Origin of the sequence: Immundisolibacter sp., from assembly GCF_050250495.1 — a bacterium.
Classification (GTDB): Bacteria; Pseudomonadota; Gammaproteobacteria; order Immundisolibacterales; family Immundisolibacteraceae; genus Immundisolibacter.
Genome location: NZ_JBFWOM010000001.1, coordinates 369,485 through 391,478, shown reverse-complemented (window position 1 = coordinate 391,478; position 21,994 = coordinate 369,485). Strand labels below are relative to the sequence as shown.

Annotated in this window: 20 protein-coding genes and 1 tRNA gene; 8 read left to right on the top strand and 13 right to left on the bottom strand. The window is 69.8% G+C overall.

From position 1 onward, the window contains the following. Positions 1-5 precede the first annotated feature (5 nt). Positions 6-2,351, top strand: coding sequence for a DUF1631 family protein (locus tag AB7F93_RS01865; RefSeq protein WP_428301194.1), 2,346 nt, complete (start codon positions 6-8; stop codon positions 2,349-2,351). Positions 2,352-2,369: 18 nt separating this feature from the next. Here the strand turns inward: AB7F93_RS01865 and AB7F93_RS01860 are convergent, their stop codons facing one another. From AB7F93_RS01860 to AB7F93_RS01850, 3 genes are all read right to left on the bottom strand, one after another. Further along, positions 2,370-3,302 carry a carbohydrate kinase family protein gene (locus AB7F93_RS01860; RefSeq protein WP_428301175.1) on the bottom strand — a complete coding sequence of 311 codons (933 nt, stop codon included), beginning with the start codon at positions 3,300-3,302 and terminating at the stop codon, positions 2,370-2,372. 20 nt (positions 3,303-3,322) lie between these two features. Next, positions 3,323-4,768 (bottom strand): aminomethyl-transferring glycine dehydrogenase subunit GcvPB, encoded by a 1,446-nt coding sequence (gcvPB, locus tag AB7F93_RS01855; protein WP_428301174.1) that lies wholly within the window; start codon positions 4,766-4,768, stop codon positions 3,323-3,325. A gap of 102 nt (positions 4,769-4,870) precedes the next feature. After that, a tRNA-Arg gene (locus AB7F93_RS01850) sits at positions 4,871-4,947 on the bottom strand. A gap of 54 nt (positions 4,948-5,001) precedes the next feature. On the opposite strand from AB7F93_RS01850, the gene AB7F93_RS01845 reads away from it, so the two are divergent. Beyond that, positions 5,002-5,640 (top strand): c-type cytochrome, encoded by a 639-nt coding sequence (locus AB7F93_RS01845; protein ID WP_428301173.1) that lies wholly within the window; start codon positions 5,002-5,004, stop codon positions 5,638-5,640. Positions 5,641-5,712: 72 nt separating this feature from the next. On the opposite strand, the gene fabB is transcribed toward AB7F93_RS01845, so the two are convergent. The 10 genes from fabB to AB7F93_RS01795 form a co-directional block, all read right to left on the bottom strand. Continuing rightward, positions 5,713-6,933 carry a beta-ketoacyl-ACP synthase I gene (gene fabB, locus AB7F93_RS01840; RefSeq protein ID WP_428301172.1) on the bottom strand — a complete coding sequence of 407 codons (1,221 nt, stop codon included), beginning with the start codon at positions 6,931-6,933 and terminating at the stop codon, positions 5,713-5,715. Beyond that, the gene (gene fabA / locus AB7F93_RS01835) at positions 6,930-7,472 is read right to left on the bottom strand and encodes a 3-hydroxyacyl-[acyl-carrier-protein] dehydratase FabA (RefSeq protein ID WP_428301171.1); all 543 of its coding nucleotides are present in this window, start codon (positions 7,470-7,472) and stop codon (positions 6,930-6,932) included. Before fabA ends, fabB begins: the two co-directional genes overlap by 4 nt. A gap of 106 nt (positions 7,473-7,578) precedes the next feature. After that, the gene (gene ubiD, locus AB7F93_RS01830; RefSeq protein ID WP_428301170.1) at positions 7,579-9,036 is read right to left on the bottom strand and encodes a 4-hydroxy-3-polyprenylbenzoate decarboxylase; all 1,458 of its coding nucleotides are present in this window, start codon (positions 9,034-9,036) and stop codon (positions 7,579-7,581) included. Continuing rightward, positions 9,033-9,893: a 4-hydroxybenzoate octaprenyltransferase gene (gene ubiA, locus AB7F93_RS01825; RefSeq protein ID WP_428301169.1), complete on the bottom strand. Its 861-nt coding sequence runs from the start codon at positions 9,891-9,893 to the stop codon at positions 9,033-9,035. The genes ubiD and ubiA overlap by 4 nt, the downstream gene beginning before the upstream one ends. After that, positions 9,887-10,417, bottom strand: coding sequence for a chorismate--pyruvate lyase family protein (locus AB7F93_RS01820; RefSeq protein ID WP_428301168.1), 531 nt, complete (start codon positions 10,415-10,417; stop codon positions 9,887-9,889). The genes ubiA and AB7F93_RS01820 overlap by 7 nt, the downstream gene beginning before the upstream one ends. Before the next feature lies 1 nt (position 10,418). After that, on the bottom strand, positions 10,419-12,500 hold the full coding sequence (gene recG / locus AB7F93_RS01815) for an ATP-dependent DNA helicase RecG (RefSeq protein ID WP_428301167.1): 2,082 nt from the start codon (positions 12,498-12,500) through the stop codon (positions 10,419-10,421). Between the two features lie 17 nt (positions 12,501-12,517). Next, positions 12,518-12,901: a RidA family protein gene (locus tag AB7F93_RS01810; RefSeq protein WP_428301166.1), complete on the bottom strand. Its 384-nt coding sequence runs from the start codon at positions 12,899-12,901 to the stop codon at positions 12,518-12,520. Positions 12,902-12,903: 2 nt separating this feature from the next. Continuing rightward, positions 12,904-15,105 carry a RelA/SpoT family protein gene (locus AB7F93_RS01805; protein WP_428301193.1) on the bottom strand — a complete coding sequence of 734 codons (2,202 nt, stop codon included), beginning with the start codon at positions 15,103-15,105 and terminating at the stop codon, positions 12,904-12,906. After that, positions 15,102-15,440, bottom strand: a complete 339-nt coding sequence (gene rpoZ / locus AB7F93_RS01800) for a DNA-directed RNA polymerase subunit omega (RefSeq protein ID WP_428301165.1) — start codon at positions 15,438-15,440, stop codon at positions 15,102-15,104. Before rpoZ ends, AB7F93_RS01805 begins: the two co-directional genes overlap by 4 nt. Before the next feature lie 167 nt (positions 15,441-15,607). Next, a complete protein-coding gene (locus AB7F93_RS01795; protein ID WP_428301164.1) occupies positions 15,608-16,762 on the bottom strand; it encodes a trypsin-like peptidase domain-containing protein in 1,155 nt (384 codons plus the stop codon). Positions 16,763-17,025: 263 nt separating this feature from the next. Between AB7F93_RS01795 and petA the strand changes: the two genes are divergently transcribed. Genes petA through AB7F93_RS01765 form a run of 6 tightly spaced genes read left to right on the top strand, consistent with a single transcriptional unit; the run spans position 17,026 to position 21,994 of the window. Then, positions 17,026-17,616 (top strand): ubiquinol-cytochrome c reductase iron-sulfur subunit, encoded by a 591-nt coding sequence (gene petA, locus AB7F93_RS01790; protein ID WP_428301163.1) that lies wholly within the window; start codon positions 17,026-17,028, stop codon positions 17,614-17,616. After that, positions 17,616-18,842 (top strand): cytochrome b, encoded by a 1,227-nt coding sequence (locus AB7F93_RS01785; RefSeq protein WP_428301162.1) that lies wholly within the window; start codon positions 17,616-17,618, stop codon positions 18,840-18,842. Before petA ends, AB7F93_RS01785 begins: the two co-directional genes overlap by 1 nt. After that, a complete protein-coding gene (locus AB7F93_RS01780; protein ID WP_428301161.1) occupies positions 18,839-19,534 on the top strand; it encodes a cytochrome c1 in 696 nt (231 codons plus the stop codon). Before AB7F93_RS01785 ends, AB7F93_RS01780 begins: the two co-directional genes overlap by 4 nt. Positions 19,535-19,547: 13 nt before the next feature. Continuing rightward, positions 19,548-20,375 (top strand): glutathione S-transferase N-terminal domain-containing protein, encoded by an 828-nt coding sequence (locus tag AB7F93_RS01775; protein ID WP_428301160.1) that lies wholly within the window; start codon positions 19,548-19,550, stop codon positions 20,373-20,375. Between the two features lie 19 nt (positions 20,376-20,394). Further along, positions 20,395-20,769: a ClpXP protease specificity-enhancing factor gene (locus AB7F93_RS01770; RefSeq protein ID WP_428301192.1), complete on the top strand. Its 375-nt coding sequence runs from the start codon at positions 20,395-20,397 to the stop codon at positions 20,767-20,769. A 46-nt stretch (positions 20,770-20,815) separates the two neighbouring features. Further along, positions 20,816-21,994, top strand: coding sequence for an efflux RND transporter periplasmic adaptor subunit (locus AB7F93_RS01765; protein ID WP_428301159.1), 1,179 nt, complete (start codon positions 20,816-20,818; stop codon positions 21,992-21,994).

Genomic DNA, 21,994 nt, shown 5'->3' with positions numbered 1-21,994 from the left:
TGCCGATGAGCGCCGGTAAATTGATTGAGGCCCGCGTCCAACGTGACGACGACGCACTGGGTCTCGCAGGTCCCCGCAGCGGTTTCGTGGCGGCATTGCAGGGCGTTTTCGGCGGCATGCTCACACGGCTCGAAGACGCTCTGTTCGAGCTTGCGCAGAGCCACAAGAGCGAATTCGAACGGGGGGTCTGCTTCGACGCCATACGCGAGCTGCGTATGGGTCGCGAGGCAATCGATCGGCGCTTTGCGGATGGGGTTCTCGGCTGCTGGCAGGCGCTCGAACGCGGCGAGGGTCCGCTGACGCGCCAGCTTGGCGGCAACGATCTTGACGAGGCGGTGGCCCTGACGGCGGCGGTCCGGCAGGCCGAAACGGCGTGCGCCGATCCGCTGCGCGGCATTCGCGGCAGTCTCGCGCTGATCGTCGGTGTGCCTGACGGCGACGAGGTGCTCGGCCCACGGCAGGTATTTGCGGCATTCGAGGCGGCCTTCAGGGACACGCTCACCGAACCGAGCGTTCGGCGGACGCTGCTGATGCTGTTCGAGCGCCACGTCGGCGCCGCTCTGCCGGGCCTTTATCGGGACCTGGCCGTAGCCCTCGACCGACCGCCGGAAGCCGCCAAACCGACCTCGATGCCGCAAGCCGCTGATCTTCCGGCGCTGGACGCGCTGGTTAACGAGACTGGCCAGCGTGGCGATCTTGATATCGGCGCGTTGATTCAGCAGGCGCTGGCAGGCGACGGCAACGCATCCGGCAGCGAGGCCACCAAGCTGCTCGCCACCCTGCAACAGCACGACCAGCCCGGCAGCCGCAGCCGCTCGGCATCAATCGACCTTGCCCGCTTTGCGACGCGCCCGGTGGATACCGGCGCCGGCGATCTGTCGCAGCAAATCGTGCTCGACATGGTTGCGCTGCTGTTCGACGGTGTGTTCAACGACAGCGCCGTGCCGGTCTCCGCCCGCCTGTGCATTGCCCGCCTGCAAATCCCGTTCCTGCGCCTGGCGCTGCGCGACCGGGCCATGCTGGCGCGCCGTTCGCATCTCGGACGGCGGTTTTTTGACCAGCTCATTGCCGTTACGCGCGGCTGGCAGGAGCCGCCGATGCCGCAGCAACGGCAGGTGCTCGAAGCGCTGGTCGACAGCGTCGGCGAAGCCTGCATGGACGACCACCGGGCGTTTGCGATCGCCGCCGAGACGGGCCTGCTCGATCTACGCACCCTGGCCCTGCCGGCGGCGGAGTCGACGCAGTCGGTCAGCGCGATGCGGCGTAGCCTCATCGCGCGGGTCGAGGCCGAAATTGCCGAGCGCCGCCAGCAGGTCGGGCGCCTACCGGATCCGATCATTGCCTTCCTCGGCACGCACTGGATGCAGTACATGGTGAACTGCCTCGAAAGTCACGGCCCGGAGGCGTCGCCCTGGCGGCAGGCGCTGGCGACCGTCGACGCGCTGCTGTGGAGCGTCAGCCCCAAGGAGGGCACGGCCCGTCAACGCCTGACGGAGCTGCGCCCGCGCATGACGCGCCGCCTGCGCCAGGGCATGGACGAGGTCGGGGTGTCAATGTTCGAGCAGGAGGCGTTCCTGGAGACGCTCGAAACCATCCTCGATCGGGCCCAGGCCGGCGAGCCGGTGTGGGACTGGGATCAGGAATCGGCCATCGATGTGTTGCTCGGCGTCGACGAGTCGGTGGCGGTGCCGAGCGACGCGGTGAGCGTGGTCGAGCTCGACAAGCCGGTGCCGCCGGTGCGGCTGGTCGTGCCGCGACCGGCGCTGCCAGCAGACGAGGCGCCCGTCGTCATCGATGACGAAGCCACGGTGGTGGAGCTTGCCGAAGAGACCATCAGCATTGAAGACTTGGCGGCGGAACTGTCGGATGAAGACATCGCACCGCTCGACCTGCCGGCCGAGATGGACGCCGTCGCCGAACCGCTCGCGACGCTTGAAGTCGACGTGGTGGATGCTGTCGTGGTCGTCGAGGAGTTCGCTACGGAAGCACTGACGGTGGAACCGGACGGGGCGGACGTGGGCTTCGTTGTCGACGAGTCCGGCGAGGTAGCGGAAGCCGTCGATGTCGTTACGCCGGTGCTGGAAGAGGCTCCGGTCAAGGCGAATGGCAAATCCGGCTCGAGGTCCGCCAAAGCCAATGCGACAGATCAGTCAGTCGAACCGGAGTCAGTGGAGCCGGAGCTGGTTGCGGTCGAGGTTGCCGACGTCGAGGTCACCGACACAGAGACGCCGCCGGTCGAAGTCGACGCGCCGCCCGGGAACAGCCTGGAGGCCTTGATGCGCCGCCGCGGGCTATCCGCGGTGGCTCAGGTGGAAGAGGTGGAGGTCACGGATCGCGGCGGGCGGGGCTGAGAGGCGCCCGCCGCGCCGTCAGAAGCCGTGCCCGAACTCCGCCTCGTAGCGGCGCAGGAAGTCGTCCGGCGTGAAGTGGTGATTCTGTGTGCCGTGGTGCTCGATCTTGAGCGCACCCAGCAGGGCCGCGATGCGGCCGGTGGTCGGCCAGTCGAGCTCGTGCAGCAGGCCGTACAGCAGGCCTGCGCGGTAGGCGTCGCCGCAGCCGGTCGGGTCGTTGACTGCGGCCGGCGTTACCGCCGGGATGTCGATGCGATGGCCGCCCGTGTAGATGCTGGATCCCTTGCCACCTCGGGTCACGATGAGTGCCTCGACGCGCTTGGCGATGTCGCCGGCTGACAGCTCCGTGCGCGCCTGCAGCATCTCGATTTCGTAGTCGTTGACGGTGATCCAGGTCGCCTGCTCGATGAAGTCGAGCAGCTCGCCCCGGTCGAACAGCGGCATGCCCTGGCCGGGATCGAAGATGAACGGCACGCCGGCCTCGGCGAACTCGCGCGCGTGCTGCAGCATGCCGTCGCGCCCATCCGGCGCCACGATGCCGATGTCCACCGCCTCCACATCTGCCACCGAGTTGCGGTGCGACTCACCCATGGCGCCCGGGTGAAAGGCCGTGATCTGGTTGTCGTCAAGATCGGTGGTGATGAAGGCCTGGCCGGTGTACGCGCCGGGCACCTCGGTGATGTGCTGGCGGTCGATGCCGTGCCGGTCGAGCCAGTCGCGATACGGCGCGAAGTCCTCACCGACGGTCGCCATCGGCAGCGGATCGCCGCCGAGAAGCTTCAGGTTGTAGGCGATGTTGCCGGCGCAGCCGCCGAACTCGCGGCGCATCTGCGGCACGAGGAACGACACGTTCAGGATGTGCACCTGGTCCGGCAGGATGTGGTTCTTGAAGCGGTCCTGGAACACCATGATGGTGTCGTAGGCCATCGAACCGCAGATCAGTGCCCGCACGTGTGTTCTCCCTTGGGTGATCAGGCCGGCCGCCAGGCGAGATCCGGCTGGCGCGCGGCGCGCACCTCGTCGAGCCGCCGCACCGGCAGCGTGTGCGGGGCGCCGTGCAGCAGGTCGGGCGCGTCGCGCGCCTCGCGGGCGATCTCGACCAGTGCCGCCACGAAGCCGTCCAGCATTTCCAGCGACTCGGTCTCGGTCGGCTCGATCAGCAGGCACTCCGGCACCAGCAGCGGGAAGTACACCGTCGGCGCGTGGTAGCCGTAGTCGAGCAGGCGCTTGGCGACGTCGAGCGCGCTCACGCCGAGCGCCTGCTTGTCGCGCCGCAACGTGACGATGAACTCATGGCTCGCGCGGCGGTTCGGGAAGGCGATTTCGAAACCGGCGTCGCGAATTCGCGCCTGCAGATACGCCGCATTCAGCGTGGCGAACTCGGCGACCCGGCGCATGCCTTCGCGCCCCAGCAGGCGGATGTACACCCAGGCGCGCAGCAGGATGCCGGCGTTGCCGGCAAACGCCGACAGCCGGCCGATGCTCTGCGGACGGTCGGCGTCGGTCAGCCAGCGATAGGCGTCGCCCTCGCGCGCCACCATCGGCACCGGCAGGAACGGCAGCAGGCGCTCGCTCACGCCGACCGGCCCCGCGCCCGGCCCGCCGCCGCCGTGCGGCGTCGCGAAGGTCTTGTGCAGGTTCAGGTGCACCACGTCGAAGCCCATGTCGCCCGGCCGGGCCTGACCCAGGATGGCGTTCAGGTTGGCGCCGTCGTAGTACAGCAGGCCGCCGGCGTCGTGGATCACGCGCTGGATGTCGCCGATGCGGCGCTCGAACACACCGAGCGTCGACGGGTTGGTCAGCATGAGACCGGCCGTGTGCGGGCCGACGGCGGCGCGCAGGGCGCCCAGGTCGACGTCGCCCTCGGCGTCGGTCGGAATCTCGCGCACCGTGTAGCCGCACATCACGGCCGTCGCGGGATTGGTGCCGTGGGCGGCGTCTGGCACCAGAATCTCGCGCCGCGCGCTGTCGCCACGCGCGCGGTGGTAGGCCTCGATCATGGCGATGCCGGCCAGTTCCCCCTGCGCACCGGCGAGCGGCGTCAGCGACACGCCCGCCATGCCGGTGACGGACGCCAGAATCTCCTGCAGCTCCCACAGGCACGCGAGATAGCCCTGTCCGGTCGCGGCGGGCGCCAGCGGGTGGCGATCGCGCAGCCCAGGCCGCAGCGCCAGCTCGTTGGCGGCGCGCGGGTTGTACTTCATGGTGCAGGAGCCGAGCGGGTAGAAGTGCGTGTCGATCGAGAAGTTCTTCTGCGACAACCGCGTGTAGTGGCGCACGGCTTGCAGCTCCGACACCTGCGGCAGCGGCGGCGGACTCTTGCGCAGCAAGGCAGCAGGCAGGTCGTCTGGCGGCGCGGCGGGGGCGCTCAACGCGCCGTTGGCGCGGCCAGGGCTCGACTGGTCGAAGATCAGCATGGGAACTGCGGCATGCGCGTACCGGCGTTGGGATCTGACATGCACCGGGCCGGCCACGGGACGCTCGGCACCGTCCGCGCGGCGTTTGCCGACGACCGGAACTGGCGCGCCCGAGAGGATTCGAACCTCTGACCCCCGCCTTCGGAGGGCGGTACTCTATCCAGCTGAGCTACGGGCGCGTCGGTGGCGCAGTTTACCAGCAAGTACGCGCCGGCCACCGGAGACGGGCGTGCTTGACCGCGCGCAAGCGCGCCAGCCAGCAGGCCACCGGACGCGCCGTCGACATCGCTATAATTTCGCGCGCTGCGGGGCCCGGCAAGGAGCCACCGGAGCCTCAAGCTTTCGTCCGATCCCCGTCCCAAGGAGTCTTTGTGAACGCGCATTCCGCCCCGGCCAGCGACAATTCCTCGACCGCCTTCACGGTGGTGCTGCTCTCGCTGGTGGCCTTTACCTTTCTGATTGCCGGTATTGCCGTGTTTGTGGTGAACGCTGCGCGTCCGGCCAAGGTCGATCCGACCGTCGCCGCGCTGGCCAACGAGCGCATCAAGCCGGTCGGCCAGGTACAGACGGGCGGTTCGGGCGCGCCAGTCGGCGGCGTGGCGGCCACCGCCGCCGCCGATTCCGGCCCGGTGGATGGTGCGGCGGTGTACCAGCAGGCCTGTTTCTCGTGCCACGCCTCCGGCGTCGCCGGCGCGCCGAAGCTCGGCAGCGCCGAGGACTGGGCGCCGCGCATCGCGCAGGGCGTCGAGGTCCTGCACCAGCACTCGCTGCAGGGCATCCGCGCCATGCCGCCCAAGGGTGGCTTCATGAACCTGAGCGACGCGCAGGTCGAGGCCGCCGTCGATTACATGGTCGCCCAGGTCAAGAAATAAGGCCGAGCAGAACGAAAAAAGGCGGGGCCGGGTTGCCGGCTCCGCCTTTTTTGTTGCCCGGGCGCTGGCGTGTCAGCCGTTGTAGCGGCGCAGTACGAGCGTGGCGTTGGTGCCGCCGAAGCCGAAGCTGTTCGACATCACGGTATCCAGACGAACACCGTCGCGCCGCTCGCGCACCAGCGGCAAGCCCTCGGCGGCCGGATCGAGTCGCTCGATGTGGGCGGACGGGGTGATGAAGCCGCCGCGCATCATCAGCAGGCAGTAGATCGCCTCGTGCACGCCGGCGGCGCCCAGCGAGTGGCCGGTCAGCGACTTGGTGGAGCTGAACGCTGGTAGCGCATTGCCGAACACTTCGCGCACCGCTTCGAGCTCGCGGCCGTCGCCGACTGGCGTGCTGGTGCCGTGGGTGTTGAGGTAATCGATATCGGTCAGCGGAATGTCGCCGAGCGCCTGGCGCATGCAACGCACCGCGCCCTCACCGGAAGGCTGGACCATGTCGAAGCCGTCCGACGTGGCGCCGTAGCCGACCAGCTCGCCGTAAATCTTGGCGCCGCGGGCGAGCGCGTGGTCGAGCGCCTCGACCACCACGACGCCGCCGCCGCCGGAGATCACGAAGCCGTCGCGGTCGGCGTCGTAGGCACGCGAGGCCACCGACGGGCGGTCGTTGTAGGCCGAGGACAGAGCGCCCATGCCGTCGAACAGTACCGATTCGGTCCAGTGCAGTTCCTCGCCGCCGCCGGCGAACACCAGGTCCTGCTTGCCGGCCTGGATCAGCTCGGCCGCGTTACCGATGCAGTGCGCGGAGGTGGCGCAGGCGGAGGAAATCGAGTACCCCACGCCCTTGATCTTGAACGCCGTGCCCAGACACGCGGCCACGGTGCTCGACATGGTGCGCGGCACCATGTACGGCCCGACCCGGCGGGCGCCCTTCTCGCGCAGCGTGTCGGCGGCCAGCACCGTGTTGGCGGTGGAGGCGCCACCGGAGCCGGCGACCAGGCCCGCACGGGGGTTCGACACCTCGGCCTCGGTGAGGCCGGCGTCGACGATGGCCTCCACCATGGCGATGTGCGCATACGCCGCCGCGTCGCCCATGAAGCGCAGCAGCTTGCGGTCGATGTGCTCTTCCGTGTTGATGCGCAGCGGGCCGTGAACGTGGCTGCGGAAGCCGAGTTCGCGGTATTCGTCGCTGAATTCGATGCCCGATCGCACCTCGCGCAGCGAATCGGCAACCTGCGCCTGGGTGGTGCCGATGCTCGATACGATGCCGAGGCCGGTAATGACGACGCGTCTCACGGTGTGCTCTCGAAGCTGTTGGTGAACAGGCCGACCCGCAGGCCGCTGGCGGAATAGATGGGGTTGCCGTCCACGGCCATTGTCGCGTCCGCGATGCCCATGAAAAGTTTGCGCTGAATCACGCGCTTCATGTGCACGTGATACGTCACCCGGCGCGCCGCCGGCTTCACTTCGCCGCCGAACTTGACCTCGTCCGCGCCGAGCGCCCGGCCGCGCCCGGGTCCGCCGATCCAGCCGAGGTAAAAGCCCACGAGCTGCCACATGGCGTCCAAGCCTAGACAACCGGGCATCACCGGGTCGCCCTCGAAGTGGCAACCAAAGAACCATAGATCGGGACGCACGTCGAGTTCCGCGATGATCTCGCCGCGCCCGTACTGGCCGCCGTGGTCACTGATGTGCGCGATGCGGTCGAACATCAGCATCGGCGGCAGCGGCAGTTGCGCGTTGCCGGGCCCGAACATCTGCCCGCGCGCGCAGCGCAGCAGGTCGTCGTAATCGAAGGAGGCGACGCGCTGCGCGGCGGTGGACGGTTCTGTCACGGCGAAATCCAGGTCTCGATAAGGGGAAGGTGGCGCGGCGCGCCCGGCGTCACGTCGGCCAAGCGCGCGGGGAATTATACGTACCCCGTAGCGGCGTCCCGGCCCGTCAAAGACCAAGCTGCCCCCACAGCGCATCCACGCGCGCCCTGACGGCGCCGTCCATGACGATCGGCCGGCCCCACTCGCGGCCGGTTTCGCCCGGCCACTTGTTGGTGGCGTCAAGGCCCATCTTGGAGCCCAGCCCCGCCACCGGCGAGGCGAAATCGAGGCTGTCGATCGGCGTGCGCTCCGCGAGTAGCAAGTCGCGCGCGGGATCAACGCGCGTGCTGATCGCCCACACCACGTCCTGCCAGCAGCGCACGTCGATGTCGTCGTCCACCACCACGATGAACTTGGTGTACAGGAACTGCCGAAGGTAGGACCACACGCCGAACATCACCCGCGAGGCGTGTCCCGGGTACTGCTTGCGGATCGACACCAGCGCCACCCGGTACGAGCAGCCCTCCGGCGGCAGGTAGAAATCCACCACCTCCGGGAACTGCCGGCGCAGCAGCGGCACGAACAGCTCGTTCAGCGCCGCGCCCAGCATGGCCGGCTCGTCCGGCGGGCGGCCGGTGTAGGTGCTGTGGTAGATGGCGTCGCGCCGGCGCGTTAGGCGTTGCACCGTGAACACCGGGTAACGCTCGGTCTCGTTGTAGTAACCGGTGTGATCGCCAAACGGCCCCTCGTCGGCCTCGTCGCCCGGCGTGATCACGCCCTCCAGCACGATCTCCGCCCGCGCCGGCACGTCGAGGCCGCTGGCCGTGGCGAGCAGCTCGGTGCGCTCGCCGCGCAGCAGGCCGGCGAACTGGTACTCGGAAAGACCGTCCGGAATCGGCATCACCGCCGCCAGCAGCGTGGCCGGATCGGCGCCGATGACGACCGCCACCGGAAACGGCTGGCCCGGCCGCGCCGCCTGCCAGGCCTGCCAGTCGAGCGCGCCGCCGCGGTGCGCTAGCCAGCGCATGATGAGCCGATTGCGGCCGAGCACCTGTTGCCGGTAGATGCCAAGGTTCTGCCGCCCGCCGTCCGGCCCGCGCGTGACCACGAGCCCCCAGGACAGCAGCGGCGCGGCGTCGTCCGGCCAGCAGGTCTGGATGGGCAGCGCCGTCAGGTCCACGTCGTCGCCTTCGAGCACCACATCGAGACATGGCCCACTGCCGACGCGCCGCGGGCGCATGGCAAGCGCCTGCTTGACGATCGGCACCTGCTGCCACGCTTCCCGCAGGCCCCGCGGCGGTTGCGGTTCGCGCAGTTGGGCGAGCAGCTCGCCCAGCTCGCGCAGCTCGGCGACGCTCTCGCGACCCAAGCCCAGTGCCACACGGCGCACGCTGCCGAACAGGTTGGCCAGCAGCGGCAGGGCGTGCCCGGTCGGGTGCTCGAACAGCAGCGCCGGGCCGCCCGCGCGCAGCACCCGGTCGCAGATTTCCGTGACTTCGAGGCGCGGGTCGACCGGCACGGCGATGCGCTTGAGCTCGCCCTGCGCCTCCAGGCGCGCGATGAATTCCCGCAGGTCGCGGCTCATGAGGACATCCCGTAGTGCAGGGCGATGCCGGCGAACACCGCGGCGCCGAACCAGTTGTTGGCGAGAAACGCGTTGAAGCACGCCGAGGGTTCGCGGCCCCGCGTGCGGTATTGCTGGTGCATGGCAAGCAGCCCGGCCACGGCGAGCCCGCCGTAGAACCACACCCCGAGCCGCGCCTGCCAGCCGACCAGCGCCAATGTGGCGAGCGCGCTCGCCTGCAGAACGCCGATGATGAGGCGATCGTCGTCACCGAACAGGATGGCGGTGGATTTGACGCCGATGCGGATGTCGTCCGCCCGGTCGGCCATGGCGTAGAAGGTGTCGTAGGCGACGGTCCAGAACACGTTGCCGATCAGCAGCAGCCAGGCGATGGGCGGCACCTTGTCCTGCACCGCGGCGAACGCCATCGGGATGCCCCAGCCGAATGCGAGCCCGAGATACACCTGCGGCAGGTGCGTGAGGCGCTTGCCGAGCGGGTAGGTCACCGCCAGCAGCGCGCCGACCACGGCCAGCTCCTGCGTGCGGCGGTTCAGCGTCAGCACCAGCGCCAGCGACGCCATCAGCAGCAGCACGCAGATCACCAGCGCCTCCGCCGGCCGGATGGCGCCACGCGCGAGCGGGCGATTGCGCGTGCGCTCCACGTGGCGGTCGACGTCGCGGTCGAGGTAGTCGTTGATGGCGCAGCCGGCCGAGCGCATGGTGAGCACGCCCGCCGTGAACACGGCGAGTGTGCGCAGGTCCGGCACGCCGTGGCTCGCCAGCCACAGCGCCCACCAGGTGGGCCACAGCAGCAGCAGACTGCCGATCGGCCGGTGCAAACGGGTCAGTTCGGCGTAGGCCTTGAGACGTTTCAGCATGGCCGTGGCAGGCGCCGCATGGCGGGCAGAAAGTGTTCCGTGACCAGCAGCCGGCCTCGACTGACCGGCACCAGCGCGCGCCGCGCCGCAAGCGCGTGCGGGACGCTGAGCAGCGTCGCCGATCCCGGTTCGGCCAGTTCGATCCGCTCGCGCCGTACCGCCGGGTCCGCAAACAGCAGCTCGCCGACCGGCCGATGGCCCAGCCGACGCAGCCTGGGGCAGGCCGCCAGCACCGCTGGCGGCGCGAGTGTATGGCCGATCAGCAGCGCGCGCCCGGCGTGCCCGGCGTGACTGAACCGCACCCGCCGCCAGAACAGCCGACTGCCGGGCGTGAGACCCAAATAACGCGCCTCGTCCTCGCTCGCCGCGCGCCAGCCGTGCGCCAGCAGCGTGCAATCGAGCGCGCCCCCGAGCGCGCGGCGCAGTGCGGCGGTAAGCGAGCCCGCATCCGCCAGCCACGGCCGCAGGGCCGCAGGCAGGCAGCGCAATGCCGCCGCGCCGAGCGGCCGCCAGTCGGACGTCATCTCACACCTCGCCGTAGGCCAGGCCGCGGCCTAGCCAGCGGTCGATGAGTTTGGGCACCGCCGACGGCGCGTCCTGTTCGATGCGCGCCGCGAGCGCCGGCAGGCGCGGCAGCAGGCCGCGGTCGCGGGCGAGATCGGCCACGCGCAGGTTGACCTCGCCGGTCTGGCGCGTGCCGAGCAGCTCGCCCGGGCCGCGCAGATCAAGATCCCGCCGCGCGATCTCGAAGCCGTCGCCGGTCTCGCGCATGGCCGCCAGCCGCGCCCGCGCCGTGCCCGACAGCTGCGGCTCGTACAGCAACACGCAGCGGCTGTGCGCGCTGCCGCGGCCCACACGCCCGCGCAGCTGGTGCAGCTGGGCCAGACCCAGGCGCTCGGCGTGGTCGATGATCATCAGCGACGCGTTTGGCACGTCGACGCCCACCTCGATCACCGTGGTGGCGACCAGCAGGTCCGTCTCGCGGCGCTGGAAGGCGCCCATCACCGTCTCCTTGTCGCGGCTTTTCATGCGCCCGTGCAGCAGGCCCACGCGCAGCTGCGGCAGCGCGGCGGCGAGTTCCTCGGCCGTCGCCGTGGCCGCCGACAGCGCCAGCGCCTCGGACTCGTCGATCAGCGGGCACACCCAGTACGCCTGCTCGCCGCGCGCGCAGGTGGCGGCGATGGCGGCCAGCAGCTCGTCCTTGCGCTGGCGCGACACGGCGCGCGTGTCGACCGGCGTGCGGCCCGGCGGCAGCTCGTCGATGACCGAGGTGTCGAGGTCGGCGTAAAACGTCATGGCGAGCGAGCGCGGGATGGGCGTGGCGGTCATGATGAGCTGGTGCGGCGCGAGGCGGCCGTCGTCGCCCTTGGCGCGCAGCGCCAGGCGCTGGTGCACGCCGAAGCGGTGCTGTTCGTCGATGATGACCAGTCCGAGGCGCGCGAACTGTACGTCGTCCTGAAACAGCGCGTGCGTGCCGACCACCAGCGGCGCGCGGCCGGACGCAATGGCCTCCAGAATGCCGGCGCGGGTGCGCCCGCCGTGACGGCCGGCAAGCCACACCGGATCGATGCCGAGCGGCGGCAGCCAGCGGCAGAAGTTGCGAAAGTGCTGCTCGGCCAGCAGCTCGGTCGGCGCCATGATGGCCGCCTGCCAGCCGGCCTCGACCGCTTCGAGCGCGATCGCCGCCGCCACCAGCGTCTTGCCGGAACCGACGTCCCCTTGCAGCAGGCGCAGCATCGGGTGCGGCCTTGCAAGGTCGGCCAGCGCCTCGCCGATGACGCGCCGCTGCGCGGCGGTGAGGGCGAACGGCAGCGACGCGGCGAGCCGCTCCCGCAGCGTGCCGGCACCCACGAGCGGCGGCGCCTGGCGCGTCTGCCGCTGCCGGCGCCGCTGCCGAAGGCTGAGGTGATGCGCCAGCAGCTCCTCGATGGCGAGCCGGTGAAGCGCCGCCGGCGTGTCGTCGAGCGCCGTGGCGGGCGGCTGGTGCAGGCGGCGCAGCGCCGTCGGCAGATCCGGCAACTGCTCGGCCTGCCGCAGCCCAGCCGGCAGCAGCTCCGGCAAGAATTGCTCGCAGCGGCCGAGTGCCGCGCCGATCAACCGGCGCAGCGTGGCCTGCGTGAGCCCGGCGGTGCTGGGATAAACCGGCGTCAGCGTGGCCTGCGGCAGCGGCTCGTCCGGGCCGCCCGGCAGCAGGCGGTAGTCCGGGTGGACCATCTCGGCCCGAAACGGCCCGCTGCGCACCTCGCCATAGCATTCCAGCCACAGGCCGGGGCGCAGTTGCTGCGTCTGCGCCGGGCGGAAGTGGAAGAACCGCAACGTGAGCGCGCCGCTCGCGTCGGTGACGCTCACCAGCAGCGCGCGGCGGCGCCCCTGGCCCAGCTCGGCGGCCTCGATGCGCCCGCGGATCAGCGCCGCCTCACCCTCGCGCAGGCCGGCGATGGCCCGCACGCGGCTGCGGTCCTCGAAGCGCAGCGGCAGGTGCAGCAGCAGATCCGCCGGGCGGCTGATGCCGAGCAGCGCGAGGCGGCTGATGAGGGCCGGGCCCACGCCCGGCAACGCGGACAGCGCCGAAGTGGCAACGGGCCGGGCAGCCGTGGCAGTCGCCATGCCCGCGCCGGCTGGCGTCAGCCGAGCACCAGCACGGCGTCGGCCTCGATTGCCGACCCGCGCGGCAGCGCCGCCACGCCGAGCGTCGCCCGCGCCGGGTAGGGCTGCTCGAAATACCGCGCCATGATCGTGTTCACCGTCGCGAAATGGCCAAGGTCGGTCAGGTAGATCGTGACCTTCACCGCCTGGCGCAGGCTGCCGCCGGCGGCTTGCGCCACCGCCTTCAGGTTCTCGAACACGCGCACCGCCTGCGCCTCGATGTCGCCCGCCACCAGTTCGCCGGTGGTGGGGTCAAGCGGAATCTGCCCCGACAGGTACACGGTGTTGCCGGCCCGGAGGGCCTGCGAATAAGGACCGATGGCGGCCGGGGCGCGGTCGCTGGCGATGGCTTCAAGCGGCATGGTCATCCTCGTTTGCGGGCGATGCGGCGCACGGATTTGAGCTGGCGCAGGCGTTTCATGACCCGCGCCAGGTGCACCCGGTCGCGCACCTCGATGGTGAAATCGTCGACGGCGTGGATGCCGTCCTTTTCATGCAACTGCACGTTCGCGATGTTGCAGTCCATGTCGGCGATGGCGGCGGCGAGCGTGGCGAGCTCGCCGCGCTGGTCGACCACCTCGACCCGGATGTCGACCGGGAAGCGCGCGTCGCTCGCCGGCTGCCATTCCACGTCGAGCCACTTGTCGGGCTGCTTGGCGAACTCGGCGGTGCTCGGGCAGTCGTCGACGTGGATCACCACGCCCCGCCCGGCGCTGACATAACCGCGGATCGGGTCGCCCGGAATCGGCCGGCAGCACTTGCCGTAGCTGACCACGAGACCCTCGGTGCCCTTGATGGCGAGCGGCGCCGAGCGCCCTTCCTGGCCGACCAGCCAGCGCGGCGCCACGCGGCGCAGCGCGCGGCGGAATCCCGACCGCGATGCGCCTTCGGTGAGCGGCTGCGGCGTGCCGCTCACCAGATGCGTCGCCACCACCGCCGCCAGACGCTTGCCGAGCCCGACATCCTCCAGCAGGTCGTCCATGGCGCGGGCGCTGAATTCGCGCAGCAGCCCCGCGATATGCGCTTCCGGCACCTGCGCCATCGGCGTGCCCAGGCGCGCGAGTTCGATTTCGAGCAGGCGCCGGCCGAGTTCGACCGCCTGCTGGCGACCGATGTTCTTCAGGAAATGCCGGATGGCCGCCCGCGCCTTGCCGGTGACGATGAAGTTGAGCCAGCTCGGGTGCGGCGTGCCGGTCTTGGCGGTGATGATTTCAACGGTCTGCCCGGTTTCGAGCGCGCTGCTGAGCGGCGCGAGCCGGCGGTCGATGCGCACCGCCACGCAGTGATCGCCGATGTCGGAGTGCACCGCGTAGGCGAAGTCGACCGCCGTGGCGCCGGCCGGCAGCGCCAGGATGCGGCCCTTGGGCGTGAACACGTACACCTCGTCCGGGAACAGGTCGACCTTGACCGAGTCGAGAAATTCCTGCGGGTCGCCGGCGTTGCGCTGAAGCTCCAGCAGGCTTTGCAGCCATTCCCGCGCCCGCTGCGGCGGCCGCCCGCCGCCGCTCGGGTCCTTGTACGACCAGTGCGCGGCCACGCCCTCGTTGGCCACGCGGTGCATTTCCTCGGTGCGGATCTGGATTTCCGCCGGCACGCCGAACGGCGTGAACAGCGCCGTGTGCAGCGACTGGTAGCCGTTGGCCTTGGGGATCGCGATGTAGTCCTTGAAGCGATTGGGCAGCGGTTTGTAGGTGTTGTGCGTCAGGCCCAGCACGCGGTAGCAGTCGTCGACCGAGTCCACCACGATGCGCAGCGCGTACACGTCGTACACCTCGCTGAGCGGAATGCGGTCCTGGCGCATCTTCTGGTACACGCTGTACAGGTGCTTCTCGCGGCCTTCCATGCGGTAGCGGATGCCGGCCTGATCCAGCCGATGGCGCAGAGTCGCCTCGATCCTGCCGACCACGTCGTGGCGGTTGCCGCGGGCGCGGCGCAGGGCCTCGTCCAGCACCCGGCTGCGCAGCGGGTACAGCGCCGCGAAGCCGAGTTCCTCGAGCTCGCTGCCGAGCTGGTGCATGCCCAGGCGGTTGGCGATCGGCGCGTAGATTTCGAGCGTCTCGCGGGCCGTGCGCCGGCGCTTGTCGGGCGCCAGATGACCCAGCGTGCGCATGTTGTGCAGGCGGTCGGCGAGCTTGATCAGCATGACGCGCAGGTCGCCCGCGACCGCCAGCATCATCTTGCGGAAATACGCCGCCTGCGCCTGCTCGCGGGTCTCGAAGCGGATCTGCGTCAGCTTGGTGACGGCGTCGACCAGCGCCGCGATTTCCTCGCCGAACTGCTGGGCGATCTCCGCGCGCGTGGCGGCGGTGTCCTCGATGACGTCGTGCAGCAGTGCCGCGCACAGCGTGGCGGCGTCGACGTGCAGGTCGGCCAGGATGTCGGCGACCGCCAGCGGGTGGGCGATGTAGGGCTCACCGGTCTGGCGCTGCTGGCCGCTGTGGGCTTGCGCGCCGAAGGCGTGCGCGCGCCGAACGCCGGCGACTTCGTCAGGGGAAAGATACGCGGCAAGGCGCGCGGCCAGCGCCTGGATGCCGCTGGCCTGGACGGCCTGTGCCGGGGCGCTCAGACGTCCTCGTCCGCCCTGGGGGCGGACCCCTCGTCGGACGGCGCGATCACCTGCGTGGTCGCTTCCATTGCCTGCTCCCAGCCGGCCGTCGCACGTTGCGCGGCCAGTTCTTCCGGCGTCAGGAACAGGTGCAGCTCCTCGGGTTCGAGCACGCTGCGGTCGATCTTGCCCGCCGCGATTTCGCGCAGCGCGATCACGGTCGGCTTGTCGTTCTCGGGTTCGACCAGCGGCGAGCGGCCGAGCGACAACTGGCGTGCGCGCCGCGCCGCCATCAGCACCAGATCGAAGCGGCTTTCGGCGTTGGCAAGGCAGTCTTCAACGGTAATACGGGCCATCGGGGGAACCTGAGCGGAGATAAGGCTTCGGCGGACAGGCCGAAAAGCGGGCGACGAAGTGCGCGACAGTGTAGCAGGCACGCAGCCCCCGGCGAGACGGCGTGCGCTGGCGCGACGGTGCCCGTAAAGACGTGCCGGCGGCCGGCCGGGCGCTCGGCGGCGCCGTCTTAACGTCTCGCGTAATCCGGCTGGCGGATGGCAGTGGCGCGGGTTTCGACCTGCCGGCCATGCCGCAGCAGGCGCAGGCGCACGTCCTGGTCGCGGCTCAGTCCGGCGAGCACGGCGGCCGCGTCACGGGCGCGCGCAAACGCGTGCGCGTCGAGCCCCAGCAGCAGGTCGCCCGGTCGCACGCCGGCCTGCGCCGCCGGTGAGTCGCGGTACACGCCCGCCACCAGCGCGCCGGTGTGCTGTTCGAGGTTCAGGGAGGCGGCAAGCTGCGGGGTCAGTTCCTGCAGTTCGAGCCCAAGCCAGCCGCGCGGTACCTCGCCGTGTTCGCGCAGTTGCGCCGTGATCTGCCGCACCAGGCTCACCGGCACGGCAAAGCCGATGCCCTCCGAACCGCCGCTGCGGCTGTAGATGGCGGTGTTGATGCCGATCAGCTCGCCGTCGGCATTGATGAGCGCGCCGCCGGAATTTCCCGGATTGATGGCGGCGTCGGTCTGGATGAAATCGTTGACCGCGCTGATGCCGGGCGCCTCGCGCCCGACCGCGCCCACCACGCCGAGCGTCACCGTCTGCCCGACGCCGAACGGGTTGCCGATCGCTAGCACCAGATCACCGATGCGCACCTGGCCGTCGTCGCCCTGGATAATGGCCGGCAGGTCCGCGAGTTCTATCCGCAGCAGCGCAAGGTCCGTCGTGGGGTCGCTACCGACGATGCTGGCGCGGGCGCTGCGCCCGTCCCGCAGCGCCACCTCGACCTCGTCCGCGTCGGCGATGACGTGGTGGTTGGTGACGATGAAACCGTCGCCGTCCAGCAACACGCCCGAGCCGAGGCTCGATTCGAGCCGCTGGCGCGGCACCGGCGCGCGGCCAAAGAAGCGCTGGAACAACGGGTCGTCGATCAGCGGGTTGTAGGACCGCGTGATGACCTTGGTGCTGTAGATGTTGACGACCGACGGCGCGGCGCGTTCGACCGCCGGCGCAAAGCTGTTGGCGGTCGGCGGCGACGCGCGGGGTGGCGCTGGCGCCGCAAGACCGGCGGGTCCGGTTGACGTCGGCGGCTCGTGCTGCGGCCACAGCAGGGCGATGGCGAGGCCTGCCGCCACACCGAAGACGGTCGCTTGCAGCAGGTAACGGACGAGGTTGCGGCTGATCGCCATGCTGGTCTCGAAGCGGGTTTCACGGCTGAGTCGACCGAGGGGCGCGCATCCTAGCAGTCGGCATTCATCGTGCATCGGGCCCGCATCGGGTCGGTGCCCCGGCTTGGCGAGGCCGCCGCGCGTTTGGCACAATACCGAGGCTTTCAACCAGCCCGGGAGGCGTCCTGCCGGCTGTCGCTGCCCACGGCGACACGCAAGGCCCGCTCGGGACTCGCGACTCGTGCGGGCGACGCTGGCCCGCTTTCCATAGGGAATCGAGATTTATGGCAAACGATGCGGTGGATCCCGCGCGCCGTCGGCTGCTCGCCGGCACGGCCGGAGCGCTGGGGGGAGTGGGCTTGGCGGCAACGGCGGTGCCGTTCGTGTCCAGCATGCAGCCGAGCGCCAAGGCCCAGGCCGCCGGTGCGCCCGTCGAGGTGGACATCGGCAAGCTCGGTCCGGGCGAACTGATGGTGGTCGAGTGGCGTCGTCGGCCGGTATGGATTCTGCGCCGCACGCAGGAGGAACTCGACAACCTCGCCAAGGTGTCGCCGGATGCGCTGCGCGACCCCGACTCGGCCGAGTCCGAGCAGCCTGCCTATACCGTGAACGCGCAGCGCTCGATCAAGCCCGACTACCTGGTGCTGCTCGGCGTGTGTACGCACCTGGGCTGCTCGCCGCAGCTGCGGGCCGAGGCCGGTGAAGTCGACGCCGACTGGCAGGGCGGTTTCCTGTGCCCGTGCCACGGTGGCCGGTATGACCTGGCAGGCCGCGTCTACAAGGGCGTGCCGCCGCCGCTGAACCTGCCGGTGCCGCCGCACAAGTATCTGACCGACACCCGCCTCGTCATCGGCGAAGACCAGGAGACCGCCTAATGGCCAACCGCAGCTCGGGCCTGGCGCGCTGGATCGACGAGCGCTTCCCCATCTTCGACTGGTGGGACGATCACGTCGGGCAGTACTACGCGCCCAAGAACTTCAACTTCTGGTACTTCTTCGGTTCGCTGGCGCTGGCGGTGCTGGTGCTGCAGGTCGTGACTGGCATCTTCCTGACCATGCACTACAAGCCGTCGGAAGACCTCGCGTTCGCGTCGGTCGAGTACATCATGCGCGACGTGAACTGGGGGTGGCTGATCCGCTACCTGCACTCCACCGGCGCGTCGATGTTCTTCGTGGTGGTGTACCTGCACATGTTCCGCGGGATCATCTACGGCTCCGGCAAGGGGCCGCGGGAACTGGTGTGGCTGTTCGGCATGGTCATCTACGTGCTGTTGATGGCCGAGGCCTTCATGGGCTACCTGCTGCCCTGGGGCCAGATGTCGTACTGGGGCGCGCAGGTGATCATCTCGCTGTTCGGCGCGATTCCGCTGATCGGCGACGGCCTGTCGCTGTGGATCCGCGGCGACTTCGCCGTCGGTGACCCGACCCTGAACCGCTTCTTCGCGCTGCACGTGGTGGCGGTGCCGCTGCTGATCATCGCGCTGGTGTTCTTCCACATCATCGCGCTGCACGAGACCGGCTCCAACAACCCGGACGGTGTCGAGATCAAGAAAAAGAAAGGCCCGGACGGCAAGCCGCTCGACGGCATCCCGTTCCACCCGTACTACACGGTGAAGGACATCTGGGGCCTGTCGGTGTTCGCCATCATCTTCGCGGCCATCGTGTTCTTCGTGCCGGAGATGTGGGGCAAGTTCCTGGAGCCCGACAACTTCAAGCCGGCCGACGCCATGGTCACGCCGCCGCACATCGCGCCGCTGTGGTACTTCGCGCCGTTCTACTCGATCCTGCGCGCCGTGCCGGACAAGTTCCTGGGCGTGGTGGCGATGGGGGCAGCGATCTTCGTGCTGTTCCTGGTGCCGTGGCTGGATCGCAGCCCGGTCAAGTCGATTCGCTATCGGGGAATCCTGAACCGCATCGCGCTCGCCGTGTTCGTGGTCAGCTTCATCGGGCTCGGCTACCTCGGCACCAAGCCGGTGTCGGACCTGTACACGCTGATCGCGCGCGTGCTGTCGGTGTTGTATTTCCTGTTCTTCCTGGCGATGCCCGTCTACACCAGGATTGATCGCACCAAGCCAGTTCCGGACCGGGTGACCACAAAATGAGAAAGCTGATTCTGGCTTGCCTGCTGGCCGTGGCGCCGGCGCTGGGCGTGGCCTCGGAGGGGGCGGCCCTGGAGCCGTTCAAGGTCGATCTGTCCAATCGCGCCGGCCTGCAGCGCGGCGCGCGGACCTTCGTCAACTATTGCGTCAGCTGCCACAGCGCCGAGTTCATGCGCTACTCGCGCGTGGCGCAGGATCTGGGGCTCACCGCCGAGCAGGTGCAGACCAACATGGTCTTCAACGGCGGCGACGTGAACCAGGTGATGCGGGTGGCACTAGGCAAGAAGGATGGCGCCAGGTGGTTCGGCCAGGTGCCCCCGGACCTGACATTGGCGGCCCGCTCGCGCGGCGCGGACTGGCTGTATGGCTACCTGCGCAGCTTTTACCTGGACCCGTCGCGACCGTTCGGCGTCAACAACACGGTGTTCCCGAACGCCGCCATGCCGCACGTGCTGGTCGACCTGCAGGGCACGCAGGCGCTGCACGACGGGCACTTGAAGACGGTGTCCGAGGGCACGCTCAAGCCCGCCGAGTACGACGCCGTGGTGCGGGATCTGGTCAATTTCATGGTCTACATGGGCGAGCCGGCCAAGCTGGTGCGCTACGGCCTGGGCATCAAGGTGATGCTGTTTCTGATGGTATTCGCGGGCCTGGCCTACATGGTCAAGCGCGAGTACTGGCGCGATATTCACTGAACAGGGCCAAGCGTTGACTTCCAAGTCGTCCAAGAAGGAATCCGCCCCGGCCAAGGCCGCCGCTACGGCCAAGGCGGCGGTCCCGCCCAAGGCCGCGGCCGCGCCCAAGGTCGCGGCGCCCGCCAAGGCCGCCGCGCCTGCCCCGGCCAAGGCCGCTGCCGCGCCCAAGGTCGAGCCGCTCGACTACGGTAACGATGCCGACGGTTTCACCACCGAACGCATCCGCAACATGAAGCTCTACGCGGGTGTGGTGTGCCCCCACAGCCACCGCACGCGCCTGGTGCTGTGCGAGAAGGACATCTCGATCGAGATCGAGGCGGTCGATCCGGCTGCCCTGCCGGAGGACCTGCGCGAGCTGAATCCCTACGGGGACCTGCCGGTGCTGGTCGATCGTGGGCTGGTGCTCTACAACTCCGCGATCATCATGGAGTACCTCGATGAGCGCTTCCCGCACCCGCCGCTGATGCCGGTCGATCCCATCAACCGCGCGCAGGCGCGGCTGATGCTGTGGCGGATCGACCGCGACTGGTTCAGCCTGCACCGCACGCTCACCGAGCCCGACAGGAAATCCGACGTTGCCGGTGCGCGCAAGACCCTGCGCGACGGTTTGGCCTCCATCGCGCCGCTGTTCCAGCAGCACGAGTTCGTGTTCGGCGAGGGGCCGACGCTGGTCGACTGTGCGCTGTCGGTGCTGCTGTGGCGTCTGCCTGTGTACGGCGTGGAACTGCCGCCGCCGGCGCGGCCGATCCTGCGTTATGCCGAGCGCATGTTCGCGCGGCCGGCGTTTCGCAGCAGCCTCACCGAGCAGGAATTCGAGATGCGCCACGGCCAGTCGGCCTGACGCGTTTCCGGTGGACAATCTGCCGTCGGCCAAGCCCTATCTGCTGCGCGGGATGGTGCAGTGGATGGAGGACAACGGCCTCACGCCGCAAATGCTGGTTGACGCAACGCTCGACGGCGTGAGCGTGCCGCCCGAGCACGTCAAGGCCGGCAAGATCGTGCTTAACATCGCCGAGCGCGCGACCGTGAAGCGCGAACTCGACAATGACTATGTGTCGTTCGGGGCGCGCTTCGGCGGCGTGGCGCGCGAGGTGTGGGTTCCCATGCTGGCCGTGCTCGCAGTCTATGCGCGCGAGAACGGCCAGGGCATGACGTTTCCGGTGGAGGACGGGCCGGCACCGCCGAGCGCGCCCGAGCCACCGCGGGAGCGGCCGAAGCTGCGCGTGGTCAAATAAATAGAAGACTGGTTCGAACCACAGACGGACCCGCAAGGGGGGAGCCGTGGAAGCCACTGAACACCCACCGACCCGTAGCCGGCGGCGTCGGCTGCTGCTGTTCGCATTGATTGTGCTGGTGCTGGGTGTGGCCTGGTCGGCTTGGTGGCGCCTGCACGGCCAATACCGGGAGCGCACCGAAAACGCCCAGGTGGTCGGTAACCAGCTGACCTTGATGCCGCAGATCACCGGCACCGTGACCGCGGTACAGGTGGACGATACCGACCGGGTGCGGCGCGGCGATCTGCTGGTGCACCTGGATGACGCCGACGCACGCCTGGCGGTGGCCACGGCCGAGGCCGCGCTGGCCGATGCCGCACGTGAGGTCACCACCCTGGTGGCCGACCGCGAGCGGGCGGCGGCGGCCGTTGGCCTCGCCCAGGCGCAGCTCGATCGCGCGCTGGCCGACCTGCAGCGCCGGCGCGGACTGGTGGTGCGCCGGTCCATCTCGGCCGAGGAACTCAACCACGCGGAACTGGATGCCAACACGGCGCGGGTGGCGGTGCGGCTGGCGCGCCGTCAGCTGGCGGTGGCACAGGCGAACCTCGGCTCCGGCCCGCCGCGCGAGCACCCGCGCGTGTTGCAGGCGGCAGCCCGCCTGCGCGAGGCATATCTGCTGCTGGCGCGGTGCCGGATCCTGGCGCCGGCCGACGGGCAGGTGGCGCAGCGCCAGGTGCAGGTCGGCCAGCAGGTGTCGCCGTCAAGCCGTCTGCTGGACATCGTGCCGCTCGACGCGGTGTGGGTGGAGGTCAATTTCAAGGAAGGCCAGCTGGCCAACCTGCGGCTCGGCCAGCCGGTACACATGACGAGCGATCTGTACGGCAACCGGTTCGCCTTTTCAGGCCGCGTCAGCGGCATCGGGGCCGGCACCGGCAGTGTGTTCTCGTTGCTGCCGCCGCAGAACGCGACCGGCAACTGGATCAAGATCGTGCAGCGCGTACCGGTGCGGGTGGCCATCGACCGCGAATCGCTGGGCGGCCGACCGTTGCCTCTGGGCGCGTCGGTGGAAGCCGTGGTCGACACCCGGGATCGTGACGGTGAGCTGGTCACCGGCGCGCCGGCGCCGGCCGACGGCCGCTACGCCACGGCGGTGTATACCGAGCGGCTGGCCGCCATCGAGGCATCGGTAGCGCAGCGCGTACAGGCGGCGTTCGTCGCCGTCGGGCAGGACCGGGCCGCGGAGTGA

Coding starts and splice junctions, on each gene's coding strand:
- AB7F93_RS01780 (WP_428301161.1), top strand. CDS start 18,839: ATGAGAAAGCTGATTCTGGCTTGCCTGCTGGCCGTGGCGCCGGCGCTG.
- AB7F93_RS01785 (WP_428301162.1), top strand. CDS start 17,616: ATGGCCAACCGCAGCTCGGGCCTGGCGCGCTGGATCGACGAGCGCTTC.
- rpoZ (WP_428301165.1), bottom strand. CDS start 15,440: ATGGCCCGTATTACCGTTGAAGACTGCCTTGCCAACGCCGAAAGCCGC.
- gcvPB (WP_428301174.1), bottom strand. CDS start 4,768: ATGCTGATCTTCGACCAGTCGAGCCCTGGCCGCGCCAACGGCGCGTTG.
- AB7F93_RS01865 (WP_428301194.1), top strand. CDS start 6: ATGAGCGCCGGTAAATTGATTGAGGCCCGCGTCCAACGTGACGACGAC.
- recG (WP_428301167.1), bottom strand. CDS start 12,500: ATGGCGACTGCCACGGCTGCCCGGCCCGTTGCCACTTCGGCGCTGTCC.
- ubiD (WP_428301170.1), bottom strand. CDS start 9,036: ATGAGCCGCGACCTGCGGGAATTCATCGCGCGCCTGGAGGCGCAGGGC.
- AB7F93_RS01810 (WP_428301166.1), bottom strand. CDS start 12,901: ATGCCGCTTGAAGCCATCGCCAGCGACCGCGCCCCGGCCGCCATCGGT.
- ubiA (WP_428301169.1), bottom strand. CDS start 9,893: ATGCTGAAACGTCTCAAGGCCTACGCCGAACTGACCCGTTTGCACCGG.
- petA (WP_428301163.1), top strand. CDS start 17,026: ATGGCAAACGATGCGGTGGATCCCGCGCGCCGTCGGCTGCTCGCCGGC.
- AB7F93_RS01820 (WP_428301168.1), bottom strand. CDS start 10,417: ATGACGTCCGACTGGCGGCCGCTCGGCGCGGCGGCATTGCGCTGCCTG.
- AB7F93_RS01795 (WP_428301164.1), bottom strand. CDS start 16,762: ATGGCGATCAGCCGCAACCTCGTCCGTTACCTGCTGCAAGCGACCGTC.